We start from the raw sequence: 21,865 nt of genomic DNA on the forward strand, positions 1-21,865 counted from the left end.
CGACACCCCCGACGCCCCCGCCCGACGCCATCGCCACCCCCGCGACGTCCGTATCCTGCCGCCGTCACGGGATTTTCATTGAGAAGGTCGTTGTGGCAGCGCGAACCTGACCGGCATTCAAGACATCGGCGTCCTGCGCTACAAGATCCTCATGAATGGATTCTCCGATCCTCAGGCTGTCGCCCGCTACGCTGAAAATCCGCCCCGCATGGTGCCCGGCTTTGCCGACATGCAGCGCATGGCGATGCTCCTCCTCGCGGAGCGCGCTCCGTCCAACGCTCAGGTGCTTGTTCTCGGCGCCGGCGGTGGCCTCGAACTCAAAGTGTTCGCCGACGCGCAGCCCGAATGGTCGTTCGTCGGCGTCGATCCCGCCGCCGCAATGCTCGACCTTGCCCGGATCACCGTCGGCGACCATGCCGGCCGCATCCACTTTCACGAGGGCTACATCGACAGCGCGCCAGACGGTCCGTTCGATGGTGCGACCTGCATTCTGACCCTGCATTTCATCGATCGTCAGGAGCGGCTGCGCACCCTCGAGCACGTGCGGCGTCGCCTCAAGCCGGGTGCCCCCTTCGTCACCGCTCATTACAGCATCCCCAACGGCGAACTCGACCTGTGGCTGTCCCGCTACGCAGCGTTCTCGATCACCTCGGGTATCGATCCTGTGCAAGCCAACGCCGCACGCGCCGGCATCGCCGAGCGTCTGCCGATCCTCTCTCCGGAGGACGATGAGCAGTTGCTGCGGGAGGCGGGCTTCAGCGGGGTCAGCCTGTTCTACGTCGGCTTCGCGTTTCGCGGCTGGGTCGCTTACGCGTGACAGACCTAAGAACGCCGTCCCTCGCGGACCTTGCTCAGCTAGCTGTTCGCGCCGAGCGGCCTCCCCGCGGGAACCGGCGTATGATGCTGACGTCGAGGTGAGCGAATGTCTCGTCCGCGCCCCAGGCAATAACCGGAGCCAATCGTCCGATGCAAACTCCCCGCGACCTGCTTGCAGATCTCTGGACCTCCGTCGGCGCCGACCCCGCTGCGCTGGAGCACGTCACGCTGACCGGCGACGAGCCGCAATTGCCGTCGTCGTTTCGCGTCGACGCCGCGGCGCAGGTGGCGATCGCGGCGAGCGGGCTTGCGGCGGCGCACATCTGGTCGATGCGAAGCGGGCTGATGCAGGACATCGGCGTCGATATCCGCGCCGCCGCGATCGAGTGCCGCTCCGAGCGCTACCTGCGCCGCAACGATGAGCCGCCGACCTCGTTCTGGGATCCGCTCGCCGGCGTGTACCAGGTCAAAGACGGTCGCCATGTCCGGCTGCACACCAACTTCCCGCATCACCGCGACGCTGTGTGTCAGGTGCTGAGGTGCGAGGCGACGCGGGAGGCGGTGCAGGCGGCGCTGCTGCAGTGGGACGGCGAGGCGTTCGAGACCGCGGCCTATGCGGCCGGCGGCGTGGTGGCGCTGATGCGCTCGCGTGACGACTGGCAGGCGCTGCCGCAGGCGCGCGCCATCGACGCGCTGCCGCTGGTGGAGATCAGCAAGATCGGTCAGGCGGCGCCGAAGCCGTGGCCGGAAGGCGGCCGGCCGCTCGCCGGCCTGCGCGTGCTCGACCTGTCGCGGGTGATCGCCGGCCCCGTGGCCGGCCGCACCCTGGCGGCGCACGGCGCCGACGTGATGCTGGTATCCAGTCCGAAGCTGCCGTCGATTCCGTGGCTGGTGATCGACACCGGCCGCGGCAAGCTGTCGAGCTTCGCCGATCTCACCACGCAAGACGGCCACGCTGCCCTCCGCGCGCTGCTCGCCGAGGCCGATATCTTCAGCCAGGGCTATCGCCCGCATGCGCTGGCGTCGCTCGGCTTCTCGCCCGAAGAGGCGGCGGCGATCAATCCGGGTATCGTTTACGTCTCTCTATCCGCCTACGGACGCTCCGGCCCCTGGGCGGAGCGGCGCGGTTTCGACTCCTTGGTGCAATGCGCCACCGGCTTCAACGATGCCGAGGGGCAGGCAGCCGGCATCACCGGGCCGAAGGAATTGCCGATGCAGATCCTCGACCACGCCACCGGCTATCTGATGGCGTTCGGTGCGATGATCGCCAAGGCCCGCCAGGCGCGTGAGGGCGGCAGTTGGCATGTTCAAGTCTCGCTCGCCCGCACCGGCACATGGCTGTGGGAGATGGGCCGGCTGTCGCACGGTCTTTCTACCCCCGAAATCGGCCCGGAGGCGGCGGCGCGATATCTCGATCGGGTCGAGTCCGGTTTCGGGACGCTGCGGGCGGTGCGCCACGCTGCGGTGCTGAGTGCGACGCCGGCGGCCTGGAGCCGTCCGGCGGTGCCGCTCGGCACCGACGCGCCGGTCTGGCCGGTCCGCGGCTGAGTTCTTCGTGTAGCTATCCCGGCGGCGGTTAATGTGCGGTTCAGAATGCGAGTCTTAAGGCTCGCAACCGAAGCGCGCGTCTCGAACCGACGGCTGACGCGCTGATGTCATCGTTCGCTGCTAACGCATTTGGGCGGTTTTTCGCTTTGCGCTGGCCACGATTCGGGCATTATCAGCCGTCAGGGAGGCAACGCGGCGATCAAGCCGGAGCTCAGGGCAGGGCATGCGCGAACAATTCCTTCGAACTTTGCGCCTTCGGCGCACATGGCCGATCGCGGCCGCATGCGTCGTCGCTGTCGTCGCGACGGCCGGTTATGAACTCTATCAGTTCGCCCGGGCCGACCGCGGCCACACCGAGATCTCCAGCCAGTCGCGGCGCAGCGCCGATCGCTACACCCCGACCCCGGCCGAATGGGCCAGCCTGACGATCGAGCCGGTGAGCGATCGCAGCTTCCGCGCCGAGCACGTCACCGAAGGCAAGATCGCGATCGACGAGGACCGCGCCACGCCGGTGTTCTCGCCCTATGCGGGACGGGTGACCAGACTACTGGCGCGGCCGGGCGACCACGTCACCAAGGGCCAGCCGCTGTTCACCATCGAGGCGCCGGACACGGTGCAGGCGCAGAACGAGTTCATCGCGGCGTCGACCTCGCTCAACAAGGCCAAGTCGCAGCTCGAATTGGCGCAGCTCCAGGACAAGCGCGCACGCGACCTGATGGAAGCCAAAGCGGTGCCGCTGAAGGATTATCAGCAGGCCCAGGCGACGCTGATCGCCGCGCAGAACGACGTCCAGTCCGCCACCACCGCGCTGCAGGCGGCACGCAACCGGCTGCGGATTCTCGGCCTGAGCGAAGCCGCGATCGCGGCGTTCCAGGACAAGGGCCAGATCAATCCCGAGACCACCATCGTAGCGCCGATCGCCGGCACCGTGGTGCAGCGCAAGGTCGGTCCTGGGCAGTACGTCAACGCCGGCGCCAGCGATCCGGTCTACATGATCGGCGACCTGTCGACGGTGTGGCTGACCGCCTTCGTGCGCGAGAGCGAAGCTGCCGCCGTCGACGAGGGCCAGGACGTCAGCTTCAAGGTGCTGGCGCTGCCCGGCCGCACCCTGACCGGCAGGATCGACTACGTCGCGGCCGCGATCGACCCGGCCACTCGCCGGCTGACGGTGCGCGCCACCATCGACAATCCCGGCGGACTGCTTAAGCCGGAGATGTTCGCCAACGTCACGATCTATTCGCCGTCCGACCATCCCGCCGTCGGCGTGCCGCGGCAGGCGCTGATCTACGAAGGCGATCAGGTGCGGGTGTGGGTCGCGCACGACGACCGCTCGATCGAACTGCGCACCGTGAAGCCGGGCCTGTCGGCAGGCGATATGGTGGAGGTCACCGGCAATCTGCGGCCGGGCGAAAAGGTCGTCACCAAGGGCAGCCTGTTCATCGATCGCGCTGCCACCGGGTAAACACCCGCTCGTTCGACATCCGCCGTGCGGCGCCGCCGCCGGCGCGTCCCGCCTCCTGTTTCTGTCGTCGCACCGTTCGTTCGAACCTCCCCGCGACGATGATCCACACACCCGCCGGACCCGCGTTTCGCAGCCTCGGCCTCGCCTGAAAGGTCCGGTCCATGGGCCGCCTCGTCGAATTCGCGGTCAACCGCCGTTTCCTGATGCTCGCCCTGTTCGTGCTGGTGCTCGCCGGCGGCGTGGCGGCGTTCGAACATCTCAATATCGAAGCCTATCCCGATCCGACCCCGCCGATGGTCGACATCGTCACCCAGAGCCCGGGGCTCTCGGCCGAGGAGATCGAGCGCTACATCACGATCCCGATCGAGACCCAGGTCGCCGGCATCAAGAACCTGAAGACGATCCGGACGATCTCGCTGTACGGCCTGTCCGACGTCAAACTGCAGTTCTCGTTCGACTACACCTACGAGCAGGCGCTGCAGCAGGTGCTCAACAGGCTGTCGCAACTGCCGCCGCTGCCGGGCAACGCCCAGCCCGGCATCTCGCCGCTCAGCCCGATCGGCGAGATCTTCCGCTATCGGCTGGTCGGCCCGCCCGGTTACAGCGTGCTCGACCTGAAGACGTTGCAGGACTGGGTGCTGCAGCGCCGCTTCCGCGCGATCCCCGGCGTAATCGACGTCACCGGCTGGGGCGGCAAGACCAAGACCTACGAGGTCCAGGTCGATTTCAACAAGCTGATCGCCTACGGCCTGACGCTGCCGCAACTGCTGCAGGCGGTCTCCAACTCCAACATCAATGTCGGCGGCAACACCGTCGACATCGGCGCGCAGTCCGCGGTGGTGCGCGGCGTCGGCCTGATCCGGTCGATCGACGATCTCGCCAACACGATGGTCGCGTCCAACGCCGGCAATCCGGTTCTGGTCAGGGACGTCGCCAAGGTCAGCGTCGGCGAGAAGCCGCGGCTCGGCATCGCCGGGCTCAATAACGACGACGACATCGTCCAGGGCATCGTGCTGATGCGGCGCGGCGAACAGAGTTCGCCGACGCTGGCGCGGGTCGAGCAGGCGGTCACCAAGATCAACGCCTCCGGCGTGCTGCCGCCCGGCGTACGGATCGAGCGGATCTACGACCGCAAGGATCTGATCGATACCACCACCCACACCGTGCTGCACAACATGGTGGTCGGCATCCTGCTGATCGTGCTGCTGCAATGGGTGTTCCTCGGCGATCTGCGCAGCGCCCTGATCGTCGGCGCGACAATTCCGTTTGCGTTGTTCTTCGCCGTGATCATCATGGTGCTGCGCGGCGAATCCGCCAACCTGCTGTCGGTCGGTGCAATCGACTTCGGCCTGATCGTCGACGCCACCGTGATCATGGTCGAGGCGATCTTCAGGCGGCTGTCGCACACCACGGTGCTGTCGCCCGAGGAGCGCAGCCAGATCTCCGCCGACACCATCATGGAAATGAAGACGCATGCGATCCGTTCGGCGGCCGCCGACGTGTCGCGCTCGATCTTCTTCGCCGCGGCAATCATCATCGCGGCATTCCTGCCGTTGTTCACGCTGTCCGGGGTCGAAGGCAACATCTTTGGTCCGATGGCGCGGACCTATGCATACGCGCTGGCCGGCGGCCTGCTGGCGACCTTCACGGTGACGCCGGCGCTGAGCGCCATCATCCTGCCGCACCACGTCAAGGAGACCGAGACTTGGCTGATGCGGATGCTGCACAAGGTGTATCGGCCGTGGCTCGGCTGGGCGGTGAAACACCGCCCGGTGGTGATGGCGGGCGCCGTCGGCCTGGTGCTGACCACGGTGATTGCCACCCGCTTCCTCGGGCTCGAATTCCTGCCCAAGCTGGAGGAGGGCAACCTCTGGATCCGAGCCACGCTGCCGCCGACTATCTCGCTGACCGAGGGCAACGGCTACGTCAACGACATGCGCAAGCTGATCGCCGGCTTCCCCGAAGTCGACTCGGTGGTGTCGCAGCACGGTCGCCCCGACGACGGCACCGATGCCGCCGGCTTCTTCAACGCCGAGTTCTTCGCGCCGCTCAAGCCTGTCTCGAAATGGCCCGGCAGCCACGACAAGGACGAACTCACCGCGCGGATGCTCAAGCAGCTCCAGGCGAAGTTTCCCGGCGTCGAGTTCAACTTCTCGCAGTACCTGCAGGACAACGTCTCCGAAGCGGTGTCCGGCGTGAAGGGAGAGAACTCGATCAAGCTCTACGGTAACGATCTGCAGGCGCTGACCGCGACCGCCAACAAGATCAAGGCGGTGCTGTCGACCGTGCAGGGCGTGCAGGATCTTGCGGTGTTCACCTCGCTGGGGCAGCCGACCATCCAGATCGACGTCGACCGGGCGCGCGCGGCGCGCTACGGGCTGACGCCTGGCGACATCAACGCCACCATCCGGGTGGCGATCGGCGGCGAGAGCGCCGGCGATCTGTACGAGCCCGGCAGCGACCGGCATTTCCCGATCGTGGTCCGGCTGGCGCCGGAATATCGCAAGAGCGCCGAGGCGATCCACAATCTGCGGATCGGAGTGCAGGGGCCGAACGGTATCACCCAGATCCCGCTCAGCGAGGTCGCCGACATCCAACTGGTGTCAGGCGCGGCTTACATCTATCGCGAGGATCAGGAGCGCTATCTGCCGATCAAGTTCTCGGTGCGCGGGCGCGATCTCGGCAGCGCCATCCAGGAGGCGCAGGAGAAGGTCGCCGCGGAGGTGCGGTTGCCGCCGGGGTCGCGGGCCGAATGGGTCGGCGAATTCGGCAATCTGCAGGATGCGATCAAGCGGTTGTCGATCGTCGTGCCGATCAGCCTGGCGCTGATCGGGGTGCTGCTGTTCTTCAATTTCGGCTCGCTGATCGACACCCTGCTGGCCATGAGCGTGATTCCGATGGCGATCTTCGGCGGCGTGATGGGCCTGCTGATCAGCGGCATCCCGTTCAGCGTTTCCGCGGCGATCGGCTTCATCGCGCTGTTTGGTATCGCGGTGATGGACGGCATCATTATCCTGTCGCAGTACAATCAGCTGATCGATCAGGGGCTCGACCGGCTGCGCGCCGTGATCCGAACTGGCGAGCTGCAGCTCCGGCCGGTGCTGATGACCTGCGTGATCGCCGGTGTCGGCTTGCTCCCTGCTGCGATGTCCAGCGGAATCGGTTCGCAGGTGCAAAAGCCGCTGGCCGTCGTGGTGGTCACCGGGATGCTGCTGGCACCGGGGGTGATTCTCGTCACGCTGCCGGTACTGATCTCGTACTTCTCCCGGCACCGCGCCAACTAAGCGCCCAACGGGACGCTGACACCTAGTAACCACCTCGTAGTCGAGCGAGGTCCGTCGCCACGGCTGCGGCGAGAACGTGTTGAAAATGGCCGCGCTCTCCGCTGCTGCCGTGTGACAATGTGGTGACGGGCGGCGCGTCGATACAGCGCATCGGCAGCTTGACCTGAGTCAAGGAGAGCGGGCGAGGTCGTGGCAACCTTCAACCATGGCTAGGCTCCTGGTTTACCGATGTCCGCAGAACGGTCTGATGACTCAGACCTGGATCGCCGACGAAGTGGTCGGCGAGGATCGGCCGACCTATGAGCCGGTGTTCTGTCTGGCGTGCTCGCAGCAGCATTTCATCAGTCTGGCCACCGGGCGGGCGCTCGGCGACACCACCGCGGTCACCACTGCGACGCGCAGCCCGGCATTCCCGCCGCGCGCGCCCGAGCTTGCCTCTGAACACGGTCCTGCGGGGGCCTAATAGCGGGCGCGGATCTGGCGCGGGCTGATGCCGAAACGCCGGCGGAACGCGGTCGAGAAGTTTCCCAGAGTGCGATAGCCGACCATGTGGGCAACTTCGCCGATCGACAGCGTGTCGCGCTCGAGCATCTCGCGGGCGTAGTCGAGCTTGCGACCACGCACGTAGTCGAAAATCGTCGTGCCGTGCAACACCCGGAAGCCGCGCTGCAGGCTGCCGGGATTGAGGCCCGCCGCCGCCGAGATGGTCTGCAGCGTCAGTTCCTGGTCGAGATGCGCATCGATGAACGAGCAGGCGCGCTGTACGCAGCGGCGATGCGCCGGATGCAGCACCGCGCCCTCGAAGCAGGCCGACGCGTCTGTGATCGCCTGCAGGGCATCTGCGACCATCTCGATCGAGCGGGATTCGAGATACAGCCGCTCGAGCGGGCCGGCGAGCGGCGGCGGATTGAGGATCTGCTCGGCGATCGCGATTAGACGCGGCGTCGCCTTCCAGCGCCGGGTGGCGAGATGGCCGCGGAGAAAGCGCAGCGCCTCGGCGCATGCCGGCGAATCCGCCAACGCCTCCTGGTCGAGCCATTCCGGGCTGAGGGTGACGTTGACCTTGCGGATGTGGGCGCCCCTGACCGACTGACGGGCGAAGCTGTCGAATCTCGAACGGGCGATCGCGATCGCTTCGATCTCGTGTGCGCCTTCCGTGCTGCCCAGCTCCATCGGTTGGCCGCCCAGGCAGACCCGGACGCAGCCCTGCAGGAACAGCGCCACGGTGAGCCCGGGCGGCTGGGCCGCCTCGGTGTGCAGATCGTGTATCTCGCGCGTATCGGTTGTGTGCAGCGTCAATCCCTGCCGCAGGTGAATTCGACGAAATTCTCCGACCAGGATCGGCGAACTACCTGCCAATCCCGGCGTCACCAGTCGAAATGCGCTGTCGGTGGCACCGGCCAGACGCTTGAGATCGTCGGCGCTGACGACCTTCCGTTGCCGGTCCGAAAGCATCGATCACCCTTGAGCTTCAGGGATTGCAAAGCGGCAGCATACACCAGCCCGGATCGGGATTGTCCTGCCTGCGACCTATAACGTCTCTAGATTAGCTGGCGGGCCGATCTTCCAGACGTCGGCGTTCGGCGGCGAACTGGAAAGATTTCAAGCTCAGGCAAAGAAGAATCACGTCCGCGCAACACTCCCGCCCATGGCCGCCCGACGACACATTGTCGTAACTCATCCCGCTAGTCGAACTCAGCAGTGGGGAATGAGTGATGCGAAATCGAGCGGCGACAAGTCGGCATCCGCGATCGGTGGCAGGCCAATTGGCGGCGACGCTGGGCGTGCGCAGTATCGGCACGTTGTCGATCTTGTCCGCGATCGCCACCGCGCCGGCATTCGGGCAGACCGCTGCGTCGTCGTCGGGCGCAGGCGGCGGAATCCCGCTCGACGCGATCGTCGTCACCGGCGAAAAGGTCGAGCGGGACCAGAAGAACACCGCCTCGTCGGTTTCGGTGATCACCCAGAAACAAATCGAAACCGAGAAGACCGGCGACGCCTCGGTGTCCGAAGTGATCAACGGCGTCCCGAACGTGGTCTATACCGACACGGTGAGCGCGCCGGTGATCCGCGGGCAGGACACGCAAGGGCCGCTGACCGGTCAATACTCGTTCTGGGGCGGCACCGTGCCGCGCGCTACGATCAACCTCGACGGGCACTATCTCAGCTACAGCGAGTACTATTTCGGCGCCACCTCCGCCTGGGACGTGAAGAACATCGAAGTGTTCCGCGGGCCGCAAACCACTTCGCAGGGGGCGAACGCCATTGCCGGCGCGATCATCGTCAACACCAAGGATCCGACCTTCAAGCCGGAGGGCGCCTATCAGGCCGAGATCGGCAGCTACAACACGCGGCGCACTTCGGTGGCGGTGTCCGGTCCTCTGATCAAAGACGAATTGGCGGCGCGGCTCGCGATCGACTATTCGGGCCGCGATACTTTCATCGACTACGTCAGCCCGAACTTCCAGCGGGGATTGACCGACCAGGATTTCCGGTCGCTCGACGCGCGTTTCAAGTTGCTATGGCTGCCTCAGGCGATCCCCGGCCTAGAGGCGAAGCTGACCTACGCGCATAATTCCAGCAATCGTCCCGGCCAGGAGGCGGCGTCGGCGCCCTACGAGAAGCTGCAGCACGTCACCACGACGATGCCGACCTGGAACCAGGTCAACGACACCGGCATCTTCGATCTGAAGCACGATTTCTACAACGGGTTCAAGCTGTTCAATCAGGTACAGTACACCGGCTCGTCGGTCCATCGCGTCGCGCCGGTAGCCTCGAACGGCAATGCCGATATCGAGCGCAAAAACGTCTCCAACGAAACCCGCATGACGTTCGGCGATCAGGATTCTGTCCTCGGCGGGCTCGCCGGCGTCTACTACGGCTACACCAAGGCCGACGAGATTCTGTATCTGAGCGGCATCTCGACGTTCGACGACCGCAAGACCAATCTCGGCGTGTTCGGCGAACTGACCTATAGGCTCACCGATCGCTGGACGTTGACCGGAGGGCTGCGCTCCCAGCACGATCATATCCAGCGTGCAGGCCTGTCCGTCTACGCGCCGCAGCGGATCGACTACGACAACACGTTCACCGCGCTGCTGCCCAAGCTGTCGGTGGCCTATGCGCTCACTCCCGAACTGAGCGTCGGGGCGCTCGTCAGCCGCGGCTACAATCCCGGCGGCGTGTCGCTCAATCTCAATTCCCGGCAATGGACCACCTTCAAGGAGGAATCGCTCTGGAACTACGAGCTGTTCACGCGTGCGAATCTGCTGAACGATAGGCTCACGGTGAACGGCAATTTGTTTTTCATGGATTTCAAGAACGCCCAGTACAACATCCCGGTCGTGATCTCGACCGGCATTGCCCAGACCTACGTCATCAATGCCGAGAAGGCGCACGCTTACGGCCTGGAATTTGCGGTCGACTATCGGATGATCGACGGCCTGACGCTGCGGGCGGGTGCCGGTGTGTTGCGTACCAGGATCGACGAGATTTCGAGCAACGTCAGCTACGAGGGCAACGAGTTCGCGAGATCGCCGGGCTACATGCTGAGTTTCGGCGCGAGCTGGGATGCGACCGACAAGCTCAACGTCTCGGGGCAGGTCCGTCACCTCGACAAATACTATTCGGACGTCGCCAACACCGCGAAATACGCAATCGATCCATACACCGTGGCTGATCTTCGCGTCAGCTACAGGCTCCACCAGATGGCGGAGATTTACGGCTACGTGAAGAATGTCTTCGACGAGCGCGCTCCGACCTACATGCAGGAGAATCGCGGCATCGGCGGCACCGAGGCGAGCATGACCGAGCCGCGGATGTTCGGCATCGGTATGCGCGGAAGCTTCTGAGCGAGGCGGATGGCGGGGCTTCGATGCGGCGGCTCGACCAGATCGCACGCGCGCCCCGTGCGGATTGGAACGATTCCACGTTCTGGCAGAGAAGAATCGCCGCTGCGCAAAACTCCGGCTATGGCTGCGCTGCAGCACCTGCCGTAACTGATCCTGCTCATCAGCTTCATCAGCAAGTGGGGATCGAGTGATGCAGGAGCGGGGCGTAGCGGCGCGGGGATGGTTGGCGGCCGTCGGTGGATTGGCGGTGACGTTGGCGATGCCGGCGGACGGCCATGCTCAGACGGCAGCGCCGTCGGCGTCGGGGTCGTCGCTGCCCGCGGTGGTTGTCGATGCGCCGAGCCGCGCCCGTCCGGCGGCCCGGCCGCAACCCGCACGCAACGCCAATCGGGCCGCGGCCCGGCCTCAGCGCGGTCGCACCACGACGGCCGCGCCGCCGACCGCGGCGGCCGCCACCAGCGCGGCGGAGACCGCGACCGGCCCGGTCGCCGGCTACGTCGCCGGCCGCAGCGCCACCGGCACCAAGACGGATTCGCCGCTGGTCGAAACGCCGGCGTCGGTGTCGGTGGTGACGCGCGACCAGATCAGCGATCAGGGCGCGCAGAGCGTATCGCAGGCGCTGCGCTACACCGCCGGCACCTTCGTCGATCTGCGTCCCTCCAGCCGCTACGACATCGTTCCGGTCCGCGGCTTCGGCAATAATAACGGCGTGCTGCAGAACTTTGTCGGCTTCCAGGACGGGCTGAAGCTGCAGCGAGGCATTTCGTTCGCGGTGCCGACCGTGGACTCCTACGGCCTCGAACGGATCGAAGTGCTGCGCGGGCCGGCGTCGATCCTGTACGGTCAGTCGAGCCTCGGTGGCCTGGTCAACCTCGTCAGCAAGAAGCCGACCGAAAAGGCGTTCGGCGAGATCGAACTCAGCGGCGGATCGTGGGATCGCAAGCAGGCGGCGTTCGATTTCGGCGGGCCGGCCGATGCCGAGGGCAAGTGGCTGTACCGAATGACCGGACTGGTGCGCGACTCCGGCACCCAGGTCGAGGACGCCAAGGACCAGCGCTACATGATCGCGCCGGCGCTGACCTATCGGCCCAGCCTCAACACCTCGCTGATGGTTCTGGCGAACTACACCTACGATCCGAACAGCTGGTACAGCGTGTTCCTGCCGCAGCGTGGTACGGTCGAATCCAACCCGTTCGGCCAGATCCCGACCAGTTTCAACGCTGGCGATCCGACCTATGAAGTGTTCAGCCGCAAACAAGCGTCGGTCGGCTATCAGTTCGAACACCGCTTCAACAATGCGTTCGCCGTCCGGCAGAACGTCCGCTACATGAACCTCGCCACCGACTTTCAGGGCGTGTCGGTCAGCGGTTTCGGCGCCAACCTGCACACCTTGACCCGATCGAAATCCAAGGTGGTCGAGCAGGTCGACACCTTCGCGATCGACAATCAGGCCGAAGCCAAGTTCCTGACCGGTGCCTTCAGCCACACCGTGCTGTTCGGTGTCGACTATCAATATGCCGACGCCTCGCGGCTGCTCGGGTCGTCTACGGCGGTCCCGACCATCGACTTCCTCAATCCAGTGTACGGCACCGTCATCGGAACGCCGGCGTTGCAGACCGACGCGTCGCAGGTCAACACCCAGTTCGGCGTGTATCTGCAGGACCAGATCAAGTTCGACCGGCTGGTGCTGATGGTGAGCGGACGGCACGATCGCGCCGGCTACGACTATCGGCAGACCACGCTGGCCACCAATGCCCGCACTCTGGCGTCGCAGTCCGACGACGCCTGGACCTATCGGGTCGGTGCGCTGTATCATTTCGACAGCGGCTTTGCGCCGTATGTCAGCTATTCGACTTCGTTCGAGCCGGTGACCGGCACGGTGCTGAGCTACGACAAAACTGCGTTCAAGCCGACCACCGGCGAGCAGATCGAGGGCGGCCTGAAGTACGAACTTCCGGGCCAGTTGCTGGCGACTGTGGCCGGTTACGAACTGACCCAGCAGAACGTGCAGACGCCGGATCCGAATCCGACCCATCTCGGCTGCAGCGGCGTCGCCACCGCGCGCTGCAGCGTGCAGACCGGCGAGGTGCGCACCCGCGGCGTCGAGGTCGAGGTGAAAGGCAGCCTCGCGTTCGGACTCGATTTGATCGGCTCCTACACCTACCAGGACATGAAGATCACCGCGACCAACACCGCCGCCGAGCTCGGCAAGCGACCGGTCCAGGTGCCGGAGCACATGGCGGCGCTGTGGGGCATGTATCACCTCAAGCACGTGTCATCGGGCGTGCTCGGCGGGCTGAGCCTCGGTGCCGGCGTGCGCTATGTCGGCGAGAGCTTCGGCAATTCGACCAACACCCTGGTGGTTCCGAGCTTCACCGTGGCGGACGCGGCGCTGCATTACGATCTCGGCTATCTGTCGCCGTCGATGAAGGGGACGCGGTTCTCGATCAACGCCAGCAACCTGTTCGACAAGGTCTATGTCGCGTCGTGCGGCGTCGGCACCAGCTTCGATGCCGGCTGCTACTACGGCCTGCGCCGCACGGTGCTGGCGACGCTGCGCTATCGGTGGTGACAGCTCGGCATGAATGCGATCCGGATGACATCGAGCGTGCTAGCCGTGGCGGAGGCGCTGACGGGCTCCGACCGCCCTCCGATCGGACCGGCCTATGCCGTGCCGGGCAGCGAGCGGATCCGGGTCGTCTCCGCCCAGGGACAGCCTTATGATCTGATGATCGCTGCGCCGGTCGGGCCGCCTGCCGATGCTGCCGCCTATCCCGTGCTGTATCTGCTCGACGGCAATGCGGTGTTCGGCACCGCCGCCGAGATCGTGGCGATGCGCTCGCGCAAACCGGAGTCGACCGGGACCGTTCCGGCGGTCGTCGTCGCGATCGGCTATCCCGGTGATCAGCCGTTCGATCTCGAACGGCGCGCGGCCGACTATACGCCGCCGGTGACCGCGACCGAGCTGCCGCTGCGGCCGGACGGATCGCGCTGGGGCAAAGTCGGCAACGCCGACGCGTTTCTCGGCTTCCTGCTCGATGTCGTGCGGCCGCTGGTCGCGGGGAAATTTGCGGTCGACCCGCAGCGCCAGGCGCTGTTCGGCCATTCGTTCGGCGGACTGTTCGCGCTGCACGCCCTGTTCACCCGCCCCGATGCGTTCAGCCACATCATCGCCGCCAGCCCGTCGATCTGGTGGCATCGCTACGTCGCCGACGACTACGCCGCAGCATTCGCGGAGCGGGTCCGGACCACCGGCGTCGATGCCAAGGTGCTGGTCACGATCGGCGAGCTCGAGCAGCGGCTGACGGTGGCCGAAGCGAGTGCTGCGGAGTCGGCGACGCGCGCGGCGTGGAAGCGGCGCAACCGGATGGTCGACAACGCGCGTGAACTATCCGATTGGCTGGCCGCGCTGCCGGGGCGGGGGCCCGAAGTTTGCTTTGCGATGTTCGCCGGCGAGGACCACGGCTCGGTGGTTCCCGCCGCGCTGAGCCGCGCGGTCGGCTTCGCGCTGGCACGGCGGCCGTGACGCGCGGCCGCACAACGAGGGAAGACACCATGAAACCAAGCTCGTTGATCGGCGCGCTGATCGCCTGGCTGTTCGTCGCGGCCGCAGCGCCGGTTGCGGCCGCGACGATCACCGTGCACGACATCGCCGGGCGCGACGTGACGCTGGAGGCGCCGGTCAAGCGCATCCTGCTCGGCGAAGGCCGGCAGCTCGTGGCGCTGGCGCTGCTGCATCCGCATCCGGCGTCGCTGCTGGTGGCGTGGTCGGCCGACATGCGGCGGCAGGACGAGCGGCTGTACGATCTGTACCGCGCGAAATTTCCACTGCTCGATCGTGTGCCGTTCATCAGCCGCGGCAGTCCCGACACGTTTTCGGTCGAGCAGGCGCTGGCCGCAGCGCCGGACGTGGCGATCCTGAGCGGCGGCTACGGTCCGTCGCGGCGCTCGGACGACGTCGTCCACAAGCTGGAGGCCGCCGGCATTCCCGTGGTGTTCATCGACTTCGTCGAGGACCCGCTGACCAACACCGTGCCGAGCATGCGCATCCTCGGCCGGCTGCTCGGCGAGGAGGCGCGCGCCGAACAGTTCATCGCGTTCTATCAGTCGCACATGGACCGCATCACCACGCGGTTGGCGGCGGCCAAGCCGGCGCCGCCGAACGTGCTGATGCACGCGCATGCGGGGCACATGGAGTGCTGCAATTCGCCGGGCCGGGTCACGATCGGCGCGTTCATCGACATCGCCGGCGGCCACAACATCGCGGTCGACGTGCTGAAGCAGCCGGCTGGCCGGCCCAGTCTCGACGAGACGATGGCGCGCGGTCAGCTCAGCCTCGAATACGTCATGGCGCGCGATCCCGACGTCTATGTCGGTACCGGCGGGCTGCATCTGCAGGCGCTCGGCGGGCTGGTGCTGGGCCCTGGCGTCGACCCTGCCACCTCGCGCGAAGACCTCGCCAAGGTGGTGAGCAAGCCGGGCCTCGACGGGCTGCGCGCGGTGCGGACCGGCCGCGTGCACGGCATCTGGCATCTGTTCAACAACGTGCCGTTCAACTTTCTGGCGGTCGAGGTGATGGCCAAGTGGTTCCACCCCGATCTGTTCAAGGACGTCGACCCGGACGAAAGCCTGCGCGAGCTCAACAGCCGCTTCCTGCCGGTGCCGCTGGTCGGCACGTTCTGGATCAGCCTCGACCCGAAACCGGCGGAGCGCGGCCGATGAGCGATCTCACCGCACCGGCGCAAGCGATCGTCGCCGGGCATCTGCGGCGCACGCGCCGCCGCGCCGCCGTCGTGGTACTGCTGGGGATCGCCGCGATCATCGCGCTGCAACTCGATTTCGGCACCGGCCCGTCGTCGCTGACGACGGCGGAGCTGCTGCGCGGTCTGTTCGATCCGTCGAGCCTCGGCCGATCCTCGGCCGTGATCGTCTGGGAGATTCGTCTGCCGCAGGCGCTGATGGCCGCGCTGGTCGGCGCGGCGCTGGCGGTGGCCGGCGCCGAGCTGCAGACCGTGCTGGCCAATCCGCTGGCGAGCCCGTTCACGCTCGGCATGTCGTCGGCCGCGACCTTCGGCGCCGCGCTCGCGATCGTGCTCGGCATCGGCATTCCCGGCGTGCCGCGGATCGGCATCATCTCGACCAACGCGTTCGTGTTCGCGTTCGGGTCGGCGCTGCTGATCCAGGTGCTCGGCCGGCTGCGCGGCACCGATGGCCAGACCCAGGTGCTGTTCGGCATCGCGCTGTTCTTCACCTTCAACGCGCTGGTCGCGATCATGCAGTTCATCGCCACCGAACAGGCGCTGCAGCAACTGGTGTTCTGGACGATGGGGAGCGTCACACGCGCCAACATGCAGAGCGTCGCGGCGCTCGGCGTCGTGGTGCTGCTGACGTTCCCGCTGGCGATGGCGTCGTCGTGGCAGCTCACCGCGCTGCGGCTGGGGCAGGATCGCGCCTCCAGCTTCGGCGTCAACGTCCGGCGGCTGAAACTGTTCGCGCTGCTGCGCATCTCGATCCTGACCGGCGCCGCCGTCGCGTTCGTCGGCACCATCGCGTTCATCGGCCTGGTCGGGCCGCATATCGCCCGGCTGCTGGTCGGCGAGGATCATCGCTTCTTTCTTCCGGCCAGCGCCTGCGCCGGCGCGCTGGTGCTGTCGCTGGCGTCCTGTGCCAGCAAGCTGATCATTCCCGGCATTGTGCTGCCGATCGGTCTCGTCACCTCGCTGATCGGCGTCCCGTTCTTCCTGGCGCTGATCCTGATCCGGCGGGGGCGCGAATGACCGGGACCGACCTGCTGATCAAGGGACTATCCACCGGCTATCCGCGCCGCCCGGTGATCCGCGACCTGACGTTGCCGCCGCTGCCGACCGGCAAGCTGATCGCCTTCGTCGGTCCGAACGCCGCCGGCAAATCCACGCTGCTGATGGCGCTCGCCGGCCTGCTGCCGTCGACCGGAACGATCACGCTGGGCGATCACGAATTGTCGGCGCTGTCGGCGCGTGATCGCGCCAAGGTGATGGCGTTCACGCCGCAAACGCTGCCGCAAGGCGTGGCGTTGACGGTGATCGAGTCGGTGATCGTGGCGCTGCGCGCCTCGGCGACGGCGGAGCCGCATCTGCCGGGCGGCTCCGCCGCGCATCGGGCCGCCGTGGCGCTGGATCGTCTCGGCATTTCCGACCTCGGGCTGGAGTCGCTCGATCAGCTCTCCGGCGGCCAGCGTCAGTTGGTGAGCCTGGCTCAGGCGCTGGTCCGCGATCCGAAACTGCTGCTGCTCGACGAGCCGACCAGCGCGCTCGATCTGCACCACCAGATCGTGGTGATGGACACGCTGCGCCGGCTCGCCGGAGAAGGCCATCTGGTGATCGTCGTGCTGCACGATCTCAATCTGGCGGCGCGCTGGGCCGACTACGTCGTGGTGTTCGATCATGGCGGCTGCGCGGCGGCGGGAACGCCGGCCGAGGCGCTGACCGCGGCGACGATAGCGGAGGTCTACGGCGTGGTGGCGCGGATCGAGCCGGGCGAGCAGGGCCGTCCTCATATCATCATCGAAGGCGTATCGCCGTCGCATCGCGATGCCGCCGGGCTGCGCAACAGGAGTGTGTGATCATGACGCTTGTGGTCGAACCGAAGATGGCGCCGAAGCGCTTCCGTGACGTCCGTGTGCTGCACGTCGTGCGCAATCGGCTGCTGACTCCGAACATGCGCCGGATCACGCTCAGCGGCGACGAACTCGACAATTACGGCGACGGACCGAACATCAAGCTGCTGGTGCCGCCGCCCGGCGTCACCGAACCGGAATGGCCGATGGCCGGCGAGGGCGGCCGGCCGATCTGGCCGGCGCCGGACAAATGCCCGGCGCTACGTACCTACAGCCTGCGCCGCTACGATCCGGTGGCGCGGGAGATCGACGTCGATTTCGTGATGCACGAGCACGGCGTCGCTTCGCGCTGGGCGGCGAACGCCAAGCCCGGCGATCTGCTCGGCGTCGGGCTGCCCGCAGGGCTCACCGTGGCACCGGCCAAATGGTATCTGCTCGCCGGCGATCATACCGCACTGCCGGCGATCGCCCGGATCATGGAGAGCCTGCCGCCGACCGCACGCGGCCGCGCCTTCATCGAAGTGCCGGGCCCGGCCGACGAGCAGGCCATCGACTGCCGCGCCGACATCGAACTGACCTGGCTGCACCGCAACGGTGTCGATCCGGGCGATTCGACACTGATTCAGGACGCTGTGCTCGGCATGGAATGGCCGTCGCCGGACGACGGCTTCGTCTGGATCGGCTGCGAATCCGCCACCGTCCGCCGGCTACGCGCCCATGCGCGCAAACAGCGCGGGTTCGGCCCGCGTCAGGTGCTGGCAATCGGCTACTGGCGGCGCGGCATGACCGAGCCGGCCTACGCCGACGCGTTCCGCAACGATCGCGACGACGAGTACTTCGCGATGCTGGATGAGCATCATGGCGGCCACGACCACCATCATCACGACGGCGAGCATCATCACCACTGAGCCGGCGAGCGTCAGCCGCGCGAACTGATCCGGCTCACTGCCCGGACGGGGTGCGCAGCCCATGCCAGGCGTCGCGCACCTGGTGGTAGTGCACTTCCGGCAGATAGTCCGGGGTGTTCAGGCCGAGCGTCTGCACGTCGAGCCGGCCGATCGCGCTGAGCAGGGTGTAGGAGGCGACGACGCGGTCGCGTTGCGCGCCGATCAGCCGAGCGCGCGCCTGGATCAGGTCCTGCTGCGAGTTGAGCACGTCGACGGTGGTGCGCTGGCCGCCCTGGGCTTCGCGGCCGACGCCCTGCAGCGCGATCTCGGCGGCGCGGACCTCGGACTCCGCTGCACTGACCGCGATCTTGGCGCCTTCGTTCGACACCCAGGCGCCGATCGCCGCGGTGCGCGACTGATTACGGATCTGGTCGAGCACCGAGCGGCTCTGGGCGGCGAGTTCCTTCGACTGCCGGGTCTGCGCCGCGGCGGTGCCGCCGTCATAGATCGGCGCGTTGATCTGGCCGATCAACGACGCCTGATCGGTCCCGAGCGTGCCGAGCGTCGAATCCGCCTGACGGCTGCGGCTGGCGCTACCCTGCAGTGTGACGCTCGGCAGCAACGCACCTTCAGCGACCCTGATCGTGGTCGTGGCGACATCGACGTCGTAGCTCGCAGCCAGTACCGCCGGGTTGCCCTTCATCGCTATGCCGATCGCGTCCTCGCGGCTCCTCGGCAACAGCCGATCGATCGGTGCAGCGGCGCTGAGCTTGCCCGGCGGATTGCCGACGACTTCGGCGTAGGTGGCCTGACTGATGGCGAGATTGACCTCGGCGGCGTTGAGGTCGGCGCGGCCGCGGCTGAGCCGCGCCTCGGCCTGAGCGGTATCGGTCGGCGTGACGTCGCCGGCGTCGAGCCGCTTCTTGGTGATGTCGAGGGTCTGGGTCAGGAAGTCGACGTTGGCCTTCTGGGCCGCGACCAGCGCCTGATTGGCGAGCACGTTGGTATAGGCCGTCACCGCGTCGAGCAGCACGCCCTGGCCGACATTGCGCAGCGCCTCGCGGCCGGACTTCACCTGCAGTTCGGCGACGCGCACGCTGTTGGCGGTGCGAAAACCATTGAACAGCGTCTGCGTCACCGTGACGCCGATCGTCCAAGGCTTCAGTGTGTCGCTCTGAAACGTATTACCAGGAAGCAGATTGCGGACCTGCTGCAATCCGACGCCGAGAGAGGCGACGAGCTGCGGCCGATAACCGGCGAGCGCCTGCGGCACGTTCTCATCGGTGGCGCGCTGACGTGCGCGCTCGGCAGTGAGCTGCGGATTGGACTGATAGGCTTTGACCAGTGCGTCGGTCAGACCCTCGGCCGGGGCCGGCCCGACCGTGGCAATGCCGATCGCCGTCGCGAACCCGAAGGTCAGCGTCGTGCGACGGGCACGATCCACACTACCAATCAATGTCGTCCACCAAACCATCCGGTCCCGCGCCCTCCTGGACATCCGCCCCGCGATGCCAGCGCGTTTGTAGAACGCACTGCAGCGCGAGGCAAATCCGCCCGGGCCGGTGGTGGCGCTTGTGGCTGCAGTGTTGTGATGCAGCAACGCTGCGACGATCGGGCGCGCAGTCTCACGCGCCTTTGAATCGCGTGGGGCGTCAACCGTCAGCGTGCTGTCAGCGGTTCTTGTTGTTCGGCTTGCGCTTTTCGATGAACGCCGCCATGCCCTCGGCGCGATCTTCCAGCGCGAAAGTCGAACGGAACAGGTCACGCTCGACCGACATGCCTTCGGCCAGTGTGGTTTCCAGCGCACGGTTGACCGCGCTCTTCGCCATCGCGGCCGCAGGCTGCGACATCGACGCGATCTTCTCCGCCGCGGCGAGCGCTTCTTCCATCAGCCTGTCGGCGGGCACGATCCGGCTGACGAGCCCGGAGCGCTCGGCTTCCTGCGCATCCATCATCCGCCCGGTGAGGCACAGATCCATCGCCTTGTATTTGCCGATCGCACGGGTCAGGCGCTGGGTACCGCCGATACCTGGAATGGTCCCGAGCGTGATTTCAGGCTGGCCGAACTTCGCGGTGTCGGCCGCGATGATGATGTCGCACATCATCGCCAATTCGCAGCCGCCACCGAGCGCGTAGCCGGCGACCGCCGCGACGGTCGGCTTGCGGCAGCGCGCTACACGGTCGCCGCCGATCGAGGTGAAATCCTCGTTGAACATGTCGATGAAGCCCTTCGGCTGCATTTCCTTGATGTCGGCGCCGGCGGCGAACGCCTTGTCGCTGCCGGTGATCAGGATGCATCCGATCGCCTCGTCGGCTTCGAGGTCGTCGACCGCCGCGCCGATCTCGCGAAACACGCCGAACGACAGCGCGTTCAGCATCTTCGGGCGGTTGAGCTTGATGATGCCGACGGCGTTCTGACGCTCGACGATGATGAATTCGAAAGTGCTCATGATGCGTTGATCCCCGGACGGCCGACCGCGGCCGCGGGCAATCTGCCCGCTGCCGCCAACGGCTTCAAGGGGTGCACGCGCGTCGTCAGGCCATGAACATCCGCGCCGCGGAGGCGAGGGTGAGAAGGCCGCCGGCGGCGATGAAGATCTTGCCGATCAGCGACGCCTTGTCCCACGCGTCGTCATCCTGGCTCCTGGCTTCGACCTTCGGATCGGACTGCGACTGCGACTGCGCGACAGTCGCGGTGTCGTTGGGCGCGGGTTGCTGTTGCTGAACCTGGGCCTGCTGTTGCGCGGCGTCGCTGGCGGCCCGGTCGATGTCGTTGACCTCGTCGGCCGCGATCACGGCGGGCTCGCCGGATGTGGCGGCTGGAGCCGCCGGCGCTTCGGCTGACTGAGCGGACGGGGTGGGCGCCGCAGGTTGAGCCTTCGCGGCTTCGGCCGGGGAGGCTTCGGCATTGGCGTTGGCGATCGAAGCCGGCAGCACGCCGCTGGCGTCGGCGAGCGGCTTCGGCTCGGTCTGAGCGCTGCGGGCGCTGCTTTCCTCGACCGGCGACTTCACCACCGGTTTGGTCGCAGCCTGCTTCTTCTTGCTATGCTGGGTGCGGTGTTTGACGATCTTCTTCTTGGCCGCCGGTTTGGCTTTGGCCGCGCTGTCGCTGGCGGCCGCCTGCGGCGCTGCCAGGCTCGGTGTCGCCGGTACGATGCACCACAGGCCCACCGACAGACCTGCCGCAATGATCAGAGCCGCGCGCCCGCTGGCTTTGATGTCCATGACAATCTCCCCAATTGCCAGCCCTGCGACCAGAGACCGCGGCGTGGTGGCGTCAGCGCGGCCAAACCGTGAGAAATCGTCGCTGATCCGCGGCAACATCTTGGCAAAAGTCGCGAGGTGGTTGGGGGCGGCCGAACAGTGCTATGGGAGTTCCGACAGCTCGGCCTCGCTGCGGTCCTGATCACGACGCCGTGATC

The 21,865-nt window shown here is 66.6% G+C and carries 16 protein-coding genes; 12 read left to right on the forward strand and 4 right to left on the reverse strand.

Translation table 11 applies throughout. The features are described from left to right. The first annotated feature begins 151 nt into the window (after positions 1–151). The 5 genes from DWA33_RS06765 to DWA33_RS06785 all read left to right on the forward strand — a co-directional run bounded on the left by DWA33_RS06765 (position 152) and on the right by DWA33_RS06785 (position 7,573). Complete coding sequence (locus DWA33_RS06765) at positions 152–817, forward strand: class I SAM-dependent methyltransferase (RefSeq protein WP_114357337.1); 666 nt, start codon at positions 152–154, stop codon at positions 815–817. A 149-nt stretch (positions 818–966) separates the two neighbouring features. Then, the gene (locus tag DWA33_RS06770; RefSeq protein ID WP_114357338.1) at positions 967–2,364 is read left to right on the forward strand and encodes a CoA transferase; all 1,398 of its coding nucleotides are present in this window, start codon (positions 967–969) and stop codon (positions 2,362–2,364) included. 223 nt (positions 2,365–2,587) lie between these two features. Further along, positions 2,588–3,826, forward strand: a complete 1,239-nt coding sequence (locus DWA33_RS06775) for an efflux RND transporter periplasmic adaptor subunit (protein ID WP_114357339.1) — start codon at positions 2,588–2,590, stop codon at positions 3,824–3,826. A 161-nt stretch (positions 3,827–3,987) separates the two neighbouring features. After that, a complete protein-coding gene (locus DWA33_RS06780) occupies positions 3,988–7,110 on the forward strand; it encodes an efflux RND transporter permease subunit (protein WP_114357340.1) in 3,123 nt (1,040 codons plus the stop codon). Between the two features lie 247 nt (positions 7,111–7,357). Next, positions 7,358–7,573 (forward strand): hypothetical protein, encoded by a 216-nt coding sequence (locus DWA33_RS06785; RefSeq protein WP_244601209.1) that lies wholly within the window; start codon positions 7,358–7,360, stop codon positions 7,571–7,573. Here DWA33_RS06785 and DWA33_RS06790 read toward each other — a convergent pair. After that, on the reverse strand, positions 7,570–8,565 hold the full coding sequence (locus DWA33_RS06790) for a helix-turn-helix transcriptional regulator (RefSeq protein ID WP_114357342.1): 996 nt from the start codon (positions 8,563–8,565) through the stop codon (positions 7,570–7,572). The genes DWA33_RS06785 and DWA33_RS06790 overlap by 4 nt on opposite strands. A gap of 323 nt (positions 8,566–8,888) precedes the next feature. On the opposite strand from DWA33_RS06790, the gene DWA33_RS06795 reads away from it, so the two are divergent. The 7 genes from DWA33_RS06795 (at position 8,889) to DWA33_RS06825 (ending at position 18,464) form a co-directional block, all read left to right on the forward strand. Continuing rightward, positions 8,889–10,961, forward strand: coding sequence for a TonB-dependent receptor (locus tag DWA33_RS06795; protein WP_430707863.1), 2,073 nt, complete (start codon positions 8,889–8,891; stop codon positions 10,959–10,961). Between the two features lie 190 nt (positions 10,962–11,151). After that, the gene (locus tag DWA33_RS06800; RefSeq protein ID WP_114357344.1) at positions 11,152–13,533 is read left to right on the forward strand and encodes a TonB-dependent siderophore receptor; all 2,382 of its coding nucleotides are present in this window, start codon (positions 11,152–11,154) and stop codon (positions 13,531–13,533) included. Between the two features lie 24 nt (positions 13,534–13,557). Further along, positions 13,558–14,487, forward strand: a complete 930-nt coding sequence (locus DWA33_RS06805) for an alpha/beta hydrolase (protein WP_167443138.1) — start codon at positions 13,558–13,560, stop codon at positions 14,485–14,487. Positions 14,488–14,516: 29 nt separating this feature from the next. Continuing rightward, complete coding sequence (locus tag DWA33_RS06810; protein ID WP_114357346.1) at positions 14,517–15,683, forward strand: ABC transporter substrate-binding protein; 1,167 nt, start codon at positions 14,517–14,519, stop codon at positions 15,681–15,683. Continuing rightward, positions 15,680–16,738, forward strand: a complete 1,059-nt coding sequence (locus DWA33_RS06815) for a FecCD family ABC transporter permease (RefSeq protein ID WP_114357347.1) — start codon at positions 15,680–15,682, stop codon at positions 16,736–16,738. The genes DWA33_RS06810 and DWA33_RS06815 overlap by 4 nt, the downstream gene beginning before the upstream one ends. Then, positions 16,735–17,562, forward strand: a complete 828-nt coding sequence (locus DWA33_RS06820; protein ID WP_114357348.1) for an ABC transporter ATP-binding protein — start codon at positions 16,735–16,737, stop codon at positions 17,560–17,562. Before DWA33_RS06815 ends, DWA33_RS06820 begins: the two co-directional genes overlap by 4 nt. 2 nt (positions 17,563–17,564) lie before the next feature. After that, on the forward strand, positions 17,565–18,464 hold the full coding sequence (locus DWA33_RS06825) for a siderophore-interacting protein (protein WP_114357487.1): 900 nt from the start codon (positions 17,565–17,567) through the stop codon (positions 18,462–18,464). 34 nt (positions 18,465–18,498) lie between these two features. Here DWA33_RS06825 and DWA33_RS06830 read toward each other — a convergent pair whose 3' ends face one another. From DWA33_RS06830 to DWA33_RS06840, 3 genes are all read right to left on the reverse strand, one after another. Beyond that, a complete protein-coding gene (locus DWA33_RS06830) occupies positions 18,499–19,917 on the reverse strand; it encodes a TolC family outer membrane protein (RefSeq protein ID WP_114357349.1) in 1,419 nt (472 codons plus the stop codon). Between the two features lie 196 nt (positions 19,918–20,113). Continuing rightward, positions 20,114–20,893, reverse strand: a complete 780-nt coding sequence (locus DWA33_RS06835; protein ID WP_114357350.1) for an enoyl-CoA hydratase — start codon at positions 20,891–20,893, stop codon at positions 20,114–20,116. Between the two features lie 85 nt (positions 20,894–20,978). Further along, the gene (locus DWA33_RS06840; RefSeq protein ID WP_114357351.1) at positions 20,979–21,668 is read right to left on the reverse strand and encodes a hypothetical protein; all 690 of its coding nucleotides are present in this window, start codon (positions 21,666–21,668) and stop codon (positions 20,979–20,981) included. Positions 21,669–21,865 lie beyond the last annotated feature (197 nt).

This window comes from Rhodopseudomonas pentothenatexigens (assembly GCF_900218015.1).
GTDB lineage: Bacteria > Pseudomonadota > Alphaproteobacteria > Rhizobiales > Xanthobacteraceae > Rhodopseudomonas > Rhodopseudomonas pentothenatexigens.

Excerpts from the sequence above, each read along its gene's own strand:
- DWA33_RS06830 (WP_114357349.1), bottom strand. The coding sequence starts at position 19,917 with ATGGTTTGGTGGACGACATTGATTGGTAGTGTGGATCGTGCCCGTCGC.
- DWA33_RS06805 (WP_167443138.1), top strand. The coding sequence starts at position 13,558 with ATGACATCGAGCGTGCTAGCCGTGGCGGAGGCGCTGACGGGCTCCGAC.
- DWA33_RS06790 (WP_114357342.1), bottom strand. The coding sequence starts at position 8,565 with ATGCTTTCGGACCGGCAACGGAAGGTCGTCAGCGCCGACGATCTCAAG.
- DWA33_RS06810 (WP_114357346.1), top strand. The coding sequence starts at position 14,517 with ATGAAACCAAGCTCGTTGATCGGCGCGCTGATCGCCTGGCTGTTCGTC.
- DWA33_RS06780 (WP_114357340.1), top strand. The coding sequence starts at position 3,988 with ATGGGCCGCCTCGTCGAATTCGCGGTCAACCGCCGTTTCCTGATGCTC.
- DWA33_RS06835 (WP_114357350.1), bottom strand. The coding sequence starts at position 20,893 with ATGAGCACTTTCGAATTCATCATCGTCGAGCGTCAGAACGCCGTCGGC.
- DWA33_RS06840 (WP_114357351.1), bottom strand. The coding sequence starts at position 21,668 with ATGGACATCAAAGCCAGCGGGCGCGCGGCTCTGATCATTGCGGCAGGT.
- DWA33_RS06815 (WP_114357347.1), top strand. The coding sequence starts at position 15,680 with ATGAGCGATCTCACCGCACCGGCGCAAGCGATCGTCGCCGGGCATCTG.
- DWA33_RS06820 (WP_114357348.1), top strand. The coding sequence starts at position 16,735 with ATGACCGGGACCGACCTGCTGATCAAGGGACTATCCACCGGCTATCCG.
- DWA33_RS06775 (WP_114357339.1), top strand. The coding sequence starts at position 2,588 with ATGCGCGAACAATTCCTTCGAACTTTGCGCCTTCGGCGCACATGGCCG.
- DWA33_RS06765 (WP_114357337.1), top strand. The coding sequence starts at position 152 with ATGAATGGATTCTCCGATCCTCAGGCTGTCGCCCGCTACGCTGAAAAT.
- DWA33_RS06785 (WP_244601209.1), top strand. The coding sequence starts at position 7,358 with ATGACTCAGACCTGGATCGCCGACGAAGTGGTCGGCGAGGATCGGCCG.
- DWA33_RS06800 (WP_114357344.1), top strand. The coding sequence starts at position 11,152 with ATGCAGGAGCGGGGCGTAGCGGCGCGGGGATGGTTGGCGGCCGTCGGT.
- DWA33_RS06770 (WP_114357338.1), top strand. The coding sequence starts at position 967 with ATGCAAACTCCCCGCGACCTGCTTGCAGATCTCTGGACCTCCGTCGGC.
- DWA33_RS06825 (WP_114357487.1), top strand. The coding sequence starts at position 17,565 with ATGACGCTTGTGGTCGAACCGAAGATGGCGCCGAAGCGCTTCCGTGAC.